The sequence below is a fragment of the Achromobacter sp. F4_2707 genome (genome assembly GCF_047501535.1).
Taxonomy (GTDB): Bacteria; Pseudomonadota; Gammaproteobacteria; order Burkholderiales; family Burkholderiaceae_B; genus Yanghanlia.
In genome coordinates, this window is the sequence record NZ_JAZDRJ010000006.1 from 82,123 (window position 1) to 96,041 (window position 13,919).

Here is a 13,919-nt window from a genome sequence, read left to right on the forward strand (position 1 = left end):
TTGCGTCCTTTATCGGATGAGTGCGCGCCAGGGGCGGCGCCGGTGGTAGCCGTGCAGGGCGTAGCTGGAACCCTTCCAGAAACGCTGATTACGGTTGCGTTTTCGGGTCTTGAACTCAAGCCAGAGTACGTCCAGGGCTTTGTCGTCGTCGCGGGTGAGGATGGCCAGGGTAGGCATGACCACGAACAGGAGTCCCCACCACGCCAGCCCTGCCGTCATGGCGATCACCGCGACAACGGCGAAGGCACCCAATAACAGCCGCGTGGGAACACCCATGAAGGTGGCCTTGCGGCCCAGCCCCTTGAAGACAGGGTAGGTGTGATCGTTCATGGCTTACTTCCAGAGCAGCACAACCAGTTCAGCGGCTGACCCGGCCAGCAGCACACCAATGCCCCAACGGATGGCGTCATCCTTGCGCATGACCTCTGCGGAATACAGCACAAAGATGATGATGCCGATGATGACGGCAGCAATCGGCAGGATGATATCCAGGTTGTTGCGCAGGGTCTGCAGTGTGGTCTGCGCCCTGGAAAGCCCGCCGGTTGATTGGGCGGATGCCGCCTGAGTGATGCTGAACAGCAGCAGGGCTGTCATCCATCTGTTGAGAATATGCAGGCGTTGCGTAGCGTTTCTGAAGTGATTCAGTAGTGACATGGAAAGACTCCTGCCCCAGACGCCGGGCGGCGCAGGGGTGACGGTGACAAGGGAAAAGGAATGGTCGGCCTGGTGGGCCGTGGTCAGGTGTCGGAACGCTGGCCGGGTTCAGAATCGGGCGTCTGGGCAAAGCCGTCAGTCGCCGGGTTGGAGGTGAAACCGTCGGGTGTGCCGGGCGGCGCTTCAGGCTGTGGTTTCTGCCTGGGTTTCTCTGAGGGTTGGGCCGGTGTGTCGGCTTCTTCCGGGGATTCTGTCGTGTCGGGCTCCGGTGCAAGTGCAGGCACCTTGATGCCTGCCTGAGTCAGTACCTTCCCCACATAGCCGTTGGTAAAGCCACGCCTGAAATTGCCGGTGTTGTAGCAGGACAGCGCGGCGCGCAGCGCCTGTTGCGGGTCCTTGTGAGCGGGTAAGGCTCGGGCGTAGCAGTCAGCCAACACGGTCTGGGCTGCTGTCAGATTGCGGCAGGGGTCAAACACGGTCGTGGCATCCAGCTTCAGCCAAGCCCAGTTGCGTACATTGATTTGACCCAGCCCGGCATCGAAGTCGATGCCCTGGTCAATCAGCCTCTGAGCTGCTGCTGTGGCTTCTTCCAGGCTGCGGGGTTGACGCTTCAGTGGGTGGCCCTTGCGGTTGACGCCGATGGCGTACTGCTGCGCCCTGGATTCATGCTTGACCACGGCATGCAGTGTGACCGGGTGAATATCGGGAGCGCAGGCAAGGGCCAGAGCTGCGAGTTCTGCAAGCATGGTGGAGTCCTCAGTTGTCGCTGCGGTGCCTGGGGTCGGTCAGAGAGAAATTCCAGCCGTTTGCCCACTGACCTGTGTGCTCCGCTTCCCATTTGGCCTGTGCCGCGTCGTAATCCTCAGCTTTGATCCAGTAGCCGCCCATGGCCGGCCTTCCCACGTAGCGGATAGACAGCTCATAGGTCCAGGCGTGATCGTTGTAGACCACACAATAGGCGGGCAGCTGTGTGAGCGTGACCGTGCGAAGCGGATGGACTTCGTAGATGGGTTCGGCGCTGTCGCCGCCGTAGCGGTATCCGCGTTCGCGCCATTTGTAGGCGGTGCCGGAATAGCTGCTGTTCAGATATTCCGCATCACACTTGCCGGCGCCATGTGAAATCGCGTCGATGCGCTGCGCCATGCCATCTTCGCCGGAAGCGGGACATTCAGACAGGAAAGCCCGTCGGGCTGCGACCGTCGCAGACCAGTCCAGGCCGCGCTTGTTGAATTTCTTGATGCCGAAGTAGTGATCCAGCGACGGGCTGCATTCACCGGGGCGCAGACTGGAAGACAGACATAGCGTCGCTTCGCAGGCCAGGCGGGGAATGCCTGTCAGCAGCTCAATTGTGCCGTTCGCGTGGGCAGCAGGAGCCAGGACGCAGGCAAGCGCCAGCGCCCCAGCCCGCACGGCGGGAAGGGTGTGCATGAGGAAGTCTCCGGGAGTGGGGTAGAGCGTGCGGCCTGTCGGCCTGGAGGGGTCAGCGCTGTTGCAGCGTCTGTTGTGCGATGGCGAGATGTTCAGGTTTGGCCATGGCACGTAGCAGGTGGGCGCTTTCAATGGCAGCCAGGCGGGTGTCACGCAGTTGGCCCAGATCGGCCACGACCTTGCGCAACAGCGTCAGTTCTTCCTGCAGCGTGTCGTCGGCGGAAAGACGCCGCCTTATATAGTTAGAGAGGGATAGCCCAGACAGGGCAGCTGCTTCGCCCAAGCGCGCAGCATGAGACGGGGTCACCCGGATACGGATGACCTCGGAAAGAGGTTCGTTCATGAGGGTTCCCTTGTTATGGGTTTGTTCTGATCTGGCTGGGTGCCAGCATGTTCTCGATCAGGCGGATCATGACTTCTTTCGATTTCGGGTCGGATTCAGCTACCAGCAAGGCCAGGGCGGCCAGGCCGACATCATTGATGACGGGTTCATCGTCGCGCAGCAGGCGGCCGTTGCGGGCCAGGAAGTCCACGAATAGATAAGAGCCTATTCGCTTGTTGCCGTCTGAGAACGGATGGTTCTTGATGACAAAGTACAGCAGGTGGGCGGCTTTGGACTCCACTGTTGGGTAGGCAGGTTCGCCGAAGACGGTTTGATCCAGGTTGCCTAGGACGGCGGCCAAGCCACCTTCGCGTTCGTTTCCGAACAAGGCGGTGGCTTCCTCGCGGGCCATTAGGTCGGCTTTCAGCCGGGCAATGCCGCTGCGGGCCTCGTCAGTAGACGGAAGTGTTCCGCCTGGGCTGCCCAGCGGCTCGGTCAGCAGACCTTCGTCATAGCGCTGTAGCCACAGGAATGTGTGGGTGTAGCGTGCAATGACATCCACCAGGCCGCGCCCTTGGTCAGTGGTCAGGGCGTCGCCTGCGGCAGCTTTCTTCACCAGGGTCAGGGCAGCCTCCAGTTCGGCGGCGTTCTGTTCGAAGCGCTGGCGATTGAGTGTGTAGCCTTGGGTCAGGTGTTCTCGCAGAACGGTGGTAGCCCATTGGCGGAAGCGGGTGGCGCGGGTTGAGTTGACGCGATAGCCTACGGAAATGATGGCGTCGAGGTTGTAATATTCGATGTGCCGTACGACTTCCCGCGTGCCTTCGAGTTGAACCGTTGCATTTTTTGCAACTGTTCCCTCTCGTGGTAACTCGCCCGTAGAGAAAATACCTTTCAGGTGGCGTGAAATCACCGACTTGTCTCGGCCAAATAAGTCTGCCAGTTGCTGCAGACTGAGCCAGACAGTCTCACCTTCCAGCCGCACTTCCACCTGTCCGGCTTCTCCTTCAAAAATGACCAATTGCTGTGTGTCGTCCATAGGGATTCCGGTGTGTGAGGGGTATTCACGTAAAATGGCAGGTGAGCAGAGGCCTTCCGGCGTAACCTTGTCTCTTATAGCTCAGCTTCTGGTTCAGGGCATCCGTAGTGAGGTCACTTTGTCCTACGGAACACAAGCCGATTATTTTTGGTATGTTTTTTGGTATGCGGGGGGCGGGTGCCTTCTGAAGCCCACATGGATACTGACTATTCGAGTCTCGCCGACGGCACCACAATTCAGTGTCAAGCCTGTTCAAAAACGTGCTTGGCATAGAGCCAGAAACCCGCATGAACATTGTTTCATGCGGGTTTTTTTTGGCTCTTGCACGTTTGGCTCTTCCAATATTGGGGAAGGGCATTCGGTTCTTCGCAAAAACAAGTCTTGCGAAGGGCTAGCGAGGCTCTTTATGACGAAAAGCCCGACCCGCTAATCACTCGTATTCCATTAAAGACGCGTAGTTACATTGTTGTTAGAATTTCGCAATGTGCGTAATTGTTTCTGTGGGGTGGGCGCGCATGGGCTGCCCCCAGTTGAGGGGTTGGGTTAGAGCGAAGGGGCCGGCTTGGCGGCGGCATTCAATAATGATTAAAGCGTTGCTGCGCATTACTCTGCTTCTGCTGGTTGGTACAGGCCTGATTCTTCTGGTCGAGCATTTTGATGCTCAGAGTCAGGCCCGGCAGCACAATGAGCGGGTTGCCCGACAGCTTGAGGAAATACGAGGCAAGCTGCAGCAGCAGTTCGACCAACTGGTGAGTAACTCCGAACAACTGGCGGGCGAATTAAGTACCACGCCTGGCTTGCTGTATCGGCTTCAGTCACATCCCATCATCCAGAGTCTGAGCCCCGACCCTGCCGAACTGACACTTTCCTTTACCCGTGAATACATAATCGAAGCGGCTTTTCCGCTAGAGGGTAATGAAGCGGTCCTGGGTATTGATTATTTCCTCAGCCCCGAATTCATGGCCAGCATCCGCCGGGCCGTCGCCAGCCGTGGCACCACTATCGACAGCAAAGTCACATTGCGGCAGACCGGCCGCCAGGGCATCATCCTGCGCACGCCTTATTTTTCAACAAAAGAAGGTTATTCGGGGTTTGTTAATTCGGCCGCCGATCTACAGACACTGCTACGCAAGGCAGGCTGGGTACCCCAGGAAGCGGACTTCGACTTATTAATACAGGCGCAAAGCCCCTTACACAAGGAACTCGATATTCTTGGTGAGCCGGAGCGCTTCCGCCGCAGCCCTCCAGGGCCGCGCGTTAAGGTGCCGGAAAACGGCTATTGGGAATTGCGCGCTCAGCCTCATGAGCAGGGGTATTCCACCGCCCGTTCCGATTTCATCCGTCTCACCGGCGCTACGCTGCTGTTGGTGTTGATTTTTTACCAGCTTTATAAAAGTGGCATTTTGGCAGGCCAGCGCAGCCACCGTCAGGGCATGGCGTTGCGCACAGGCGTGGTGTTGATGGTTGTTCTCCCCATAGCGCTGCTTGTTGGTGCGGTGACTTGGTTGTCATACTCTGCTACGCAACAGGCGGCCGAGCGCTTGATGCAACAGCAGGCGAGCGAGCTGGCCCGGCAGCTGCGGGCGCGGATTGAATCGTTTTTTGATGCACCGCGACAGGCCGTTTTTGCGATTGAACTGTTTCGCAACGGCATCATCAGTCTGGATGAGCCACAGCAAATGCTCAGCATTCTGCTGTCGCAACTGCGTGTTCAGCCGCAGCTGACTTTTCTTTCCGTGGCCAACACAAGGGGTGAATACTTTGCTGCCAGCCGCCCGCCGACCGGTAGTGATCGCAATGTGCGTCTACAGTTCGCTACCTTAGAAACGGGCCGTGCAATGCAAGTTCATTGGGTGGTGAAAGGCAACCAGCCCAGCGAACAATTCATCAAAGGCAACCCGTATTTCGACGCGCGCCGCACGGTTTGGTATCAGCAGGCAACCACGCACGAAGGCTTGCGCTGGTATCCGGTGTACCGCTACACCACCATGGACGAACGTAACCAGTACAACGGGCTGGGCATTGGGGTTTCCTCTGCTGTATACGATGCTCAAAACCGCTTTTTGGGTGTGATTTCTGCTGATGTCGCTTTACAGCAGATTAGTGATTTTCTGAAGCACCACACCCGCAATCATGAACAACTGGTTTTCCTTGCAGAAGAAAATGGCAACTTGCTGGCAAGTTCCGACGACAGCCTGGTGCATGCGCTTGAGCCGGAAGGGGATCACGGCATCAGCATGCACAATATTGATAACCCGCTGATCCGGGCTGCCGCGGCGGCGATAGCGGAAGACAAAAGCAGTGCAGGCAACCGTTTTATTCAGGTAGGCGGTAAAACCCACTTGCTGGACTGGCAGACGATTCGCCTGCCGGATGGCCCCCATATATTGCTTGCCACCTTGCTGCCGCAAAGCTGGCTCAGCGGTACCGCCACTCCGCTTCTGCGTGACGTCTTCTACCTCACAGCGCTGTTTCTCACGATAGGTGTACTGAGCATATTGTTTTTGCTGACCTGGCTTACCCACCCGCTATTGCGCATGGAGGCGTGGGCGCGGCAACTGGGGCGGGGCCAGTGGCAGGCGGCGCTGCCGCCGCCCAGCCCTATCTGGGAAATCAACAGCCTTACCCGTTCATTGGAAACCATGGCCGGGCAGTTGCGCAGCCAATCCGATGAGCTCGAACAGCGCGTGGCGGACCGTACCCGGGAACTTGCCGCCGCCAACCAGAAGCTGGCCGAGCTTTCACTCACTGACGCGCTCACTGGCATCGCCAACCGCCGCCGTTTCGATGAATTCATCCGGCGTGAGTGGCAAAGCGCCCTACGCAGCGGCAATATGATGGCCTTGCTGCTGTTGGACGTTGATAACTTCAAGCGTTATAACGATCACTATGGTCACGCTGCAGGCGATCAGGTGCTGGTTAAGGTGGCGCAAGCCCTAAGCAAGCAGGCTCGCGGCTCAGACCTTCTGTGTCGCTATGGGGGCGAGGAATTTGCCGTTGTGCTCGTCGGTGCAGATTTGCCGGCTGCTATGGAAACGGCCGAACGGCTACGCAGCACCGTTTACAGCCTGGGTATTGAGCACTCTCAGGTTGATAATGATTGTCTGAGCGTCAGCATAGGTGTGGTGGCGGCAGCGCCGGCTGAAATCGGCCACATGCAAGCGTTTTTCGCCGCGGCCGACTGTGCTCTTTATCGGGCCAAAGAACAGGGCCGCAATCGAGTCTGCAGCCAAATGCTGGCCAAACACTCTGTTACTGGGGAGGTGTCATGATTATGCGTCTGACGCGCGCACCCAGCCTCATGCTGGGCCAACATTGGGTGAATCTGCTGGAGCAGGCGGGCATCCCCAGCCGCTTGACGGGCGTGCATCTGCATGCCGTGGCCGGGGAAATCCCGGTCGATCAATGCGGCCCCGACCTGTGGATTGAAAACCCCGAGCATAAAGAAGTCGCCCTGCGCATTATTGACAGCGGGCAAAGCGCAGACGATGCGGGCCGCCCTCACTGGCATTGCAGTCATTGCGACGAATGGCTGGAGCCGCAATTCTCTGACTGCTGGCAATGCGGCCAACCCCGCCCCGCCGCGCTTGGGTGAAAGCAGTTTTGTGTCGTTGGGAAGCATGTCGTTAAAGCACGGAAAACCGCTTTTCCGGCTGTTGCGGCGCGGCAACATCCCCCTCAGGGTAACTACTTGGCATTTTCTCTGAATATGGCCGGTTTGTTGCTAACAACCAACACCAAAACGGAAAATATGGCGCTTTTGCGTCGCCACGATGGCAATGTTTCGTGAATTTTGATGCAATAGCACCAACTTCCCATCGCGGAGTTGAAAAGAGCAGCAGCACAGGTCGTTGTAGTCGCTGCTCTACAAGTTACTCAAAATCTACGGAGATTTCTTACATGAAAAAGACTCTGCTCGCTGCTGCTCTTGCGCTCGGTTTCACCGGCGTTGCCCAGGCAGAAACGTCCGTTACCCTTTACGGTCTGATTGACGCTGGCTTCGGCTGGCACCAGAGCAAAGGTGAGGTTCGTAACACCACAACTGGCGCCACTCAAACCGTAAAGAGCACCCGCACCGGTCTGCACGACGGCACCCAGAACGGTCAGTCCGGCAGCCGTTTCGGCCTGCGCGGTACTGAAGATCTCGGCAATGGCCTGCGCGCCGAATTCACCCTGGAGCAAGGCTTCAACATTGGTAGCGGTGGCTTCCAACAGCACGGCACCGGCATGGATCGTCAATTCAGCCGTCAAGCCTGGATTGGTCTGGCCAGCGACAGCTGGGGTAGCCTGCGCTTTGGTCGCCAGCACAACGTCGGTACCGACTTCCTGCTCGGCATGATCGACCCCTTCGGCGGCGGCTTCGGTCTGGCTAACGGTGGTCAAGCGTTTGCGGCTATCAACACGAACCGCATGGACAACACCGTTAAGTACGTAACCCCCAACTTCTCGGGCTTCCAATTCGGCGTTGCTTACTCGTTTAATACTAATGGCGGGCAATCGGCAACACATGAAGAACTGCGCAATCCTAACGTGCGTGCGTTCTCGACTGGTCTTCGCTATGCCAACGGCCCCTTGGGTGTTGCGCTGAGCTACGACCAAAAGCAAAATAGCCGCGCTTCCGAGCCGACAACTGTTCTCGGTGTCCCTGTTCCACGTCAGAACAACGCTGGTGAGTCCGTCACAGTGAAGCAGTGGGTGCTTGGCGCTTCTTACGACTTTGAAGTCGTGAAGCTTTCGGGTGCCTTTGGTCAGTTGCGTGACGGTGCTTACGCATCTGCCGGTCTTGGCCCTGACAGCAGCCTGAACTATTTGGACAGCACTGGCAATTGGGCAGCAACCGGTAACCGCATTGGCGAGTTCGACAAGGGCTTCAAGGCCAACTCCTACTTGGTCGGCTTGTCCGCTCCTCTGGGTGCTGGCAACCTGATGGTTTCCTGGGGCATGATCGATCCGCGTAGCGATCCCGATCGTTTCACCGGTGGTGAGGCTTCGCTCGAGAAGCAGCACACTTATGCTCTGGGCTACACCTACGATCTGTCCAAGCGCACCAACGTGTACGCTTACGGTGCTTACCAGAAGAACGCTGGTCTCGTAGACGACGCCAAGAAGAGCACTGTTGCTGTTGGTCTGCGTCACCGCTTCTAATCGACACGCATAGCTCGCCTATGCAAACCGAAGCAGCCGCGCTTGTCGCGGCTGCGAAAGAAAGACGCAAAGCAAAAAGCCACCTTCGGGTGGTTTTTTGTCGTTGGTGCTGAGCGTGTCGCTGCAATTGCTGCGTGACGCTGCGGGCTTCTCGTGTTTAGTGGGTGGCGTGCGTCGACGCGTTGCGCTGTTGATGTTTTCAGACGGCAGGTGCAATTTCGTGATGAGTCAGGTGGATAGCCTTCGTTGTTATTTCACAACGATTTCGGACTGTTTTTGTGTGTGGTTCTCGCACTCATACTCCCCTTTTTTTCTCGCAGAGTGCTGGTGTCATTGAGTCTGGGTACGTGAAAAACGTACTGGCGAGCGTGGAGTGTTTTAAAAAGTGTGCCATCGCTCCCGTAACGGGGCACTTCGCGACCTGGGTGGACTGTGAAGTTTGCCCAAACCAAGGGTTAACCACGAGAAAATAATCCTGTGTCCATCCAGGTTGAGACGCATTCTCAATATGGCTGGCACAGTGCATGCTCATGTGTATCCGGCAGCACCAAGCCTGGAAAGAGCTTCGTTCAAAATGCTACAATCCAGGGGTTTAATCTTTGAGACCGGATGCGTGGCATGGGTATGCAGGAATACTTCCCAGTTCTTCTTTTCATCATCGTCGGCACCGTTATCGGTTTTGCGCTTCTGGCCGCCGGTCGGCTGCTGGGCCCGCACCGGCCTTACGATGAAAAATTATCGCCTTATGAGTGTGGTTTTGAAGCCTTTGGCGACACCCGCATGAAGTTCGATGTGCGCTACTACTTGGTGGCCATTCTGTTCATCATGTTCGATCTGGAAATCGCCTTTTTGTTCCCCTGGGCGCTGGCTAATGGCACAGTCGGCCTGGTCGGCTTCTGGACAGTCATGGTCTTCCTGTGCATCCTCACAGTCGGCTTCATCTACGAGTGGAAGAAAGGCGCACTCGATTGGGAATAATTTCCCTCCCATTCTCAAGGGCGGCTCAAGGGGCCGCCCAACAGTATCGCGGCACTGAATAGGCAGAATTATGGCTATCGACGGCATTATGAAAGAAGGGTTCATCACGACCAGTGCAGATAAGTTTCTGAACTGGGCGAAAACAGGCTCCATGTGGCCCATGACATTCGGGTTGGCCTGTTGCGCGGTCGAGATGATGCAGGCCGGCGCAGCGCGCTACGACATGGACCAATTCGGCATTATCTTCCGGCCCAGCCCGCGTCAGTCCGACGTGATGATTGTTGCCGGCACGCTGTGCAACAAAATGGCGCCAGCCCTGCGCAAGGTGTACGACCAAATGGCGGAACCCCGCTGGGTGGTGTCCATGGGCTCCTGTGCGAACGGCGGCGGTTACTACCACTATTCTTATTCGGTGGTGCGCGGCTGCGACCGCATTGTTCCGGTCGATATCTACGTGCCGGGCTGCCCGCCTACGGCTGAAGCCCTGATCTACGGTTTGCTGCAGCTGCAGAACAAGATCCGCCTCACCAATACCATTGCGCGCTGAGCCTTACTCGGCACCCGACAACGTTGACTTGCTTGTAATATGACTCGGCTCGAAACGCTTGAAAACAACCTGCGAACAGCTTTCGGTGATTCCGTTACGCTGGTGCAGGAACTCAATGAGCTCACCCTCATTGTTCCCGCCAAAGATTGGCTCGATACCTGTAAGGCACTGCGCGATAACCCCGATCTGGCGTTCCAGGTCGCCATCGACCTTTGCGGAATCGACTATTCCGCCTGGGGCGCGCCCACACTGCCTGCGGAAGACAACCCCCATCCGCACCGCTATGCCGTGGTTCTGCACCTGTTGTCCGTCACGCAGAACTGGCGCTTGCGTGTGCGCTGCTACACAGAAGATGACGAATTCCCTCTGCTGCCCAGCCTGGTGGATGTCTGGCCCGCGCTGAACTGGTTTGAACGCGAAGCCTTCGACCTCTTCGGCATCGTGTTTGAGGGCCACCCGGACCTCCGTCGCATCCTTACCGACTACGGCTTTATTGGCCACCCCTTCCGCAAGGATTTCCCGATTTCCGGGCATGTTGAAATGCGTTACGACACCGAACAGAAGCGGGTGGTTTACCAGCCGGTTTCTATCGAGCCGCGTGAAATTACCCCGCGTGTCGTGCGTGAAGAAGGTTACGGAATAGGGCGCTGAGCATGGCTGAAATTAAGAATTACACCCTGAACTTTGGTCCCCAGCACCCGGCGGCGCACGGTGTGCTGCGTCTGGTGCTAGAAATGGATGGCGAAGTCATCCAGCGTGCCGACCCGCATATCGGTTTGCTGCACCGGGCCACTGAAAAATTATCAGAGCACCGCACGTATCTGCAGGCGCTGCCCTACATGGACCGTCTCGACTACGTTTCCATGATGTGCAACGAACATGCCTATGTGATGGCGGTGGAAAACCTGCTGGGCCTCAAAGTGCCGCTGCGGGCGCAATACATTCGTGTGATGTTCGACGAGATCACACGAATCCTGAACCACCTGATGTCGCTCGGTTCGCATGCGCTTGACGTCGGCGCCATGGCGGTCTTCCTGTATGCCTTCCGCGAGCGTGAAGACCTCATGGACGTTTACGAGGCGGTTTCCGGCGCCCGCATGCACGCGGCCTACTACCGCCCGGGCGGTGTTTACCGCGACTTGCCCGACACCATGCCTCAGTACGAGGGCGGCAGCAAATATCGCAGCGAAAAAGAACTGCGCGCTATGAACGATGCGCGCTCCGGTTCGCTGCTGGACTTTATCGAAGACTTCACCAACCGCTTCCCGGCCTGTGTGGACGAATACGAAACCCTGCTTACGGACAACCGTATCTGGAAACAGCGCCTGGTTGATGTTGGTGTGGTGTCGCCGGAACTGGCCATGGCTATGGGCTTTAGCGGCCCCATGCTGCGCGGTTCGGGCATCGAGTGGGATATCCGCAAGAATCAGCCCTACGAAGTCTACGACCGCGTGGAATTCGACGTTCCTGTCGGCGTGAACGGCGACTGCTACGACCGTTATCTGTGCCGTATCGCTGAAATGCGTGAAAGCAACCGTATTATCCGCCAGTGTGTGGAATGGTTGCGCAACAACCCGGGGCCGGTGATTGTTGACAACTACAAGGTTGCACCACCGCCCAGGGAACGCATGAAAGAGGGCATGGAAGACCTGATCCACCACTTCAAGCTGTTCACCGAAGGCATGCATGTGCCGGCAGGTGAATCCTACGCTGCGGTGGAGCATCCCAAGGGCGAGTTCGGCATCTACATGGTGTCCGATGGCGGCAATAAGCCGTATCGCATGAAGATCCGGGCTCCCGGCTTCGCTCATTTGCAATCCCTGGACGTCATGTCACGCGGTCATATGCTGGCCGACGCCGTTACCATCATCGGCACCCAGGACATCGTGTTCGGCGAGATCGACCGCTAAGGCCGTCGCCAAGGTATATACCGGATTTCAACTATGCTGCTTTCCGCACAGGCTTATCAAAGAATCGACCGGGAACTTGCCAAGTTCCCGGCAGACCAGAGAAGGTCCGCCATCATGGCTGCGCTGACCATCGCACAGGAAGAGAAAGGCTGGGTATCTACTGAAGTAGTCGCCGAAGTGGCCGATTACATCGGTGTGCCCGCCATCGCTGTCCAGGAAGTCCTAAGCTTCTACGACATGTTTGACCGTCACCCGGTGGGGCGCTTCAAGATTACGGTGTGCACCAACTTGCCATGCGCATTGCGCGATGGCGTGAAGTCGGGTGAATACCTCAAGGAAAAACTCGGTATCGACTACGGCGAAACGACGCCGGACGGCCTGTTTTCCCTTGCTGAAGGCGAATGCATGGGCTCGTGCGGCGACTCGCCGGTCATGCTGCTCAACAACCACCACATGTGTGTGCGCATGGAGCAAGGCAGGATTGACGAAATGATTGAAGAACTCAAGAAGCAGGGGGAATCTGCATGAGCGCTCCCGATTTTCTGCAACGATTCGCTCAGGGCCTGAATCCCAACCCGGGTGGCGATCTCTCCACCAGCATGATCTTTCATGGCCGTCATATTCAGCCGCAGCTGTTGGACGGCCTGGATGGCACGAACTGGGGTCTGGAAGACTACGTCAAGCGCGGTGGCTACGAGGCGCTGCGCAAGATTCTTACCACCGGCATGACGCCGGATGACGTCATCGCGGAACTCAAAACCTCCGCCTTGCGTGGGCGTGGCGGTGCTGGCTTCCCCACCGGCTTGAAATGGAGCTTTATGCCGCGCGCGCTGCCGGGTCAGAAGTATCTGGTGTGTAATTCCGACGAAGGTGAACCCGGCACATTCAAAGACCGTGACCTGCTGCGCTTCAACCCGCATTTGGTGATTGAAGGCATGGCCATCGCCGCCTACTCCATGGGCATCAGCGTCGGCTACAACTACATTCACGGCGAAATTTTCGAAGTCTACAAGCGTTTTGAAGAAGCGCTCGAACAGGCGCGCGCCGCCGGCTTCCTGGGCGACAACATCCTGGGTTCCGAATTCAGCTTCCAGCTCCATGCCTTCCACGGCTACGGTGCTTATATCTGTGGCGAAGAAACCGCTCTGCTGGAATCACTGGAAGGCAAGAAAGGGCAGCCGCGCTTCAAACCGCCTTTCCCGGCCAGCTTCGGCTTGTATGGCAAACCCACCACCATTAACAACACGGAAACCTTTGCTTCCGTGCCATGGATTATCCGTAATGGCGGGCAGGCTTACCTGGATATCGGTGTGCCCAACGCAGGCGGCACCAAAATCTTCTCCGTGTCGGGCGACGTCGAACTCCCCGGCAACTACGAAGTGCCGCTGGGCACGCCTTTCAGCAAGTTGCTGGAACTGGCCGGCGGCATGCGCGGCGGGCGTAAGCTCAAGGCAGTGATCCCCGGCGGCTCATCCGCACCGGTGCTGCCTGCCGACATCATGATGGAGACCAACCTCGATTACGACTCTATCGCCAAAGCAGGCTCCATGCTGGGTTCGGGCGCCGTCATTGTCATGGACGAAACCCGCTGCATGGTGAAGTCGCTGCTGCGGTTGTCTTATTTCTATTTCGAGGAAAGCTGCGGCCAGTGCACACCCTGTCGCGAGGGTACGGGCTGGTTGTATCGCATGGTGAATCGCATCGAGAACGGCCAGGGTCGGCCCGAAGATCTCGACGTGCTCGATTCCGTCGCGCAGAACATCATGGGCCGCACCATCTGCGCCCTGGGCGACGCGGCGGCCATGCCGGTACGTAGTTTTATCAAGCATTTCCGCGACGAATTCGCACACCACATTGAGCATAAGCAATGTGTGGTGCCCAAATATCTGTAGGCAGGAC

15 protein-coding genes are annotated in these 13,919 nt (G+C 57.5%); 9 read left to right on the forward strand and 6 right to left on the reverse strand.

The genetic code is table 11. The features are described from left to right. Nucleotides 1-9: 9 nt before the first annotated feature. From VRY85_RS07530 to rhuM, 6 genes are all read right to left on the reverse strand, one after another. A complete protein-coding gene (locus VRY85_RS07530; protein ID WP_131070975.1) occupies nt 10-330 on the reverse strand; it encodes a type IV secretion system protein VirB3 in 321 nt (106 codons plus the stop codon). Nucleotides 331-333: 3 nt separating this feature from the next. Then, nucleotides 334-654, reverse strand: a complete 321-nt coding sequence (locus VRY85_RS07535) for a TrbC/VirB2 family protein (RefSeq protein WP_131070974.1) — start codon at nt 652-654, stop codon at nt 334-336. Nucleotides 655-737: 83 nt separating this feature from the next. Continuing rightward, entirely contained in the window at nt 738-1,400 is a 663-nt protein-coding gene (locus tag VRY85_RS07540; RefSeq protein ID WP_414597974.1) for a transglycosylase SLT domain-containing protein, read from the reverse strand. Nucleotides 1,401-1,410: 10 nt separating this feature from the next. Continuing rightward, complete coding sequence (locus VRY85_RS07545; RefSeq protein ID WP_414597975.1) at nt 1,411-2,082, reverse strand: TrbM/KikA/MpfK family conjugal transfer protein; 672 nt, start codon at nt 2,080-2,082, stop codon at nt 1,411-1,413. Between the two features lie 52 nt (nt 2,083-2,134). Next, nucleotides 2,135-2,425 (reverse strand): plasmid mobilization protein, encoded by a 291-nt coding sequence (locus tag VRY85_RS07550; RefSeq protein WP_128355401.1) that lies wholly within the window; start codon nt 2,423-2,425, stop codon nt 2,135-2,137. Between the two features lie 13 nt (nt 2,426-2,438). Next, nucleotides 2,439-3,440, reverse strand: a complete 1,002-nt coding sequence (gene rhuM / locus VRY85_RS07555; RefSeq protein ID WP_414597976.1) for a RhuM family protein — start codon at nt 3,438-3,440, stop codon at nt 2,439-2,441. 581 nt (nt 3,441-4,021) lie between these two features. Here rhuM and VRY85_RS07560 point away from each other — a divergent pair. The 9 genes from VRY85_RS07560 (at nt 4,022) to nuoF (ending at nt 13,912) form a co-directional block, all read left to right on the forward strand. Beyond that, nucleotides 4,022-6,712, forward strand: a complete 2,691-nt coding sequence (locus VRY85_RS07560; protein WP_414597977.1) for a diguanylate cyclase — start codon at nt 4,022-4,024, stop codon at nt 6,710-6,712. Then, nucleotides 6,712-7,035, forward strand: a complete 324-nt coding sequence (locus tag VRY85_RS07565) for a DUF2007 domain-containing protein (protein ID WP_414598081.1) — start codon at nt 6,712-6,714, stop codon at nt 7,033-7,035. The genes VRY85_RS07560 and VRY85_RS07565 overlap by 1 nt, the downstream gene beginning before the upstream one ends. 305 nt (nt 7,036-7,340) lie before the next feature. Next, nucleotides 7,341-8,585: a porin gene (locus VRY85_RS07570; RefSeq protein ID WP_414597978.1), complete on the forward strand. Its 1,245-nt coding sequence runs from the start codon at nt 7,341-7,343 to the stop codon at nt 8,583-8,585. A 618-nt stretch (nt 8,586-9,203) separates the two neighbouring features. Beyond that, entirely contained in the window at nt 9,204-9,563 is a 360-nt protein-coding gene (locus VRY85_RS07575) for an NADH-quinone oxidoreductase subunit A (protein ID WP_414597979.1), read from the forward strand. A 70-nt stretch (nt 9,564-9,633) separates the two neighbouring features. After that, nucleotides 9,634-10,110, forward strand: coding sequence for a NuoB/complex I 20 kDa subunit family protein (locus VRY85_RS07580; RefSeq protein ID WP_414597980.1), 477 nt, complete (start codon nt 9,634-9,636; stop codon nt 10,108-10,110). 39 nt (nt 10,111-10,149) lie between these two features. Beyond that, on the forward strand, nt 10,150-10,761 hold the full coding sequence (locus VRY85_RS07585; RefSeq protein ID WP_414597981.1) for an NADH-quinone oxidoreductase subunit C: 612 nt from the start codon (nt 10,150-10,152) through the stop codon (nt 10,759-10,761). Between the two features lie 2 nt (nt 10,762-10,763). Further along, entirely contained in the window at nt 10,764-12,020 is a 1,257-nt protein-coding gene (locus VRY85_RS07590; protein WP_414597982.1) for an NADH-quinone oxidoreductase subunit D, read from the forward strand. 33 nt (nt 12,021-12,053) lie between these two features. Further along, nucleotides 12,054-12,548, forward strand: a complete 495-nt coding sequence (gene nuoE, locus VRY85_RS07595; RefSeq protein WP_414597983.1) for an NADH-quinone oxidoreductase subunit NuoE — start codon at nt 12,054-12,056, stop codon at nt 12,546-12,548. Beyond that, complete coding sequence (nuoF, locus tag VRY85_RS07600; RefSeq protein ID WP_414597984.1) at nt 12,545-13,912, forward strand: NADH-quinone oxidoreductase subunit NuoF; 1,368 nt, start codon at nt 12,545-12,547, stop codon at nt 13,910-13,912. Before nuoE ends, nuoF begins: the two co-directional genes overlap by 4 nt. Nucleotides 13,913-13,919 lie beyond the last annotated feature (7 nt).

Coding starts and splice junctions, on each gene's coding strand:
- VRY85_RS07530 (WP_131070975.1), bottom strand. CDS start 330: ATGAACGATCACACCTACCCTGTCTTCAAGGGGCTGGGCCGCAAGGCC.
- VRY85_RS07535 (WP_131070974.1), bottom strand. CDS start 654: ATGTCACTACTGAATCACTTCAGAAACGCTACGCAACGCCTGCATATT.
- VRY85_RS07540 (WP_414597974.1), bottom strand. CDS start 1,400: ATGCTTGCAGAACTCGCAGCTCTGGCCCTTGCCTGCGCTCCCGATATT.
- VRY85_RS07545 (WP_414597975.1), bottom strand. CDS start 2,082: ATGCACACCCTTCCCGCCGTGCGGGCTGGGGCGCTGGCGCTTGCCTGC.
- VRY85_RS07550 (WP_128355401.1), bottom strand. CDS start 2,425: ATGAACGAACCTCTTTCCGAGGTCATCCGTATCCGGGTGACCCCGTCT.
- rhuM (WP_414597976.1), bottom strand. CDS start 3,440: ATGGACGACACACAGCAATTGGTCATTTTTGAAGGAGAAGCCGGACAG.
- VRY85_RS07560 (WP_414597977.1), top strand. CDS start 4,022: ATGATTAAAGCGTTGCTGCGCATTACTCTGCTTCTGCTGGTTGGTACA.
- VRY85_RS07570 (WP_414597978.1), top strand. CDS start 7,341: ATGAAAAAGACTCTGCTCGCTGCTGCTCTTGCGCTCGGTTTCACCGGC.
- VRY85_RS07575 (WP_414597979.1), top strand. CDS start 9,204: ATGGGTATGCAGGAATACTTCCCAGTTCTTCTTTTCATCATCGTCGGC.
- VRY85_RS07580 (WP_414597980.1), top strand. CDS start 9,634: ATGGCTATCGACGGCATTATGAAAGAAGGGTTCATCACGACCAGTGCA.
- VRY85_RS07585 (WP_414597981.1), top strand. CDS start 10,150: ATGACTCGGCTCGAAACGCTTGAAAACAACCTGCGAACAGCTTTCGGT.
- VRY85_RS07590 (WP_414597982.1), top strand. CDS start 10,764: ATGGCTGAAATTAAGAATTACACCCTGAACTTTGGTCCCCAGCACCCG.
- nuoE (WP_414597983.1), top strand. CDS start 12,054: ATGCTGCTTTCCGCACAGGCTTATCAAAGAATCGACCGGGAACTTGCC.
- nuoF (WP_414597984.1), top strand. CDS start 12,545: ATGAGCGCTCCCGATTTTCTGCAACGATTCGCTCAGGGCCTGAATCCC.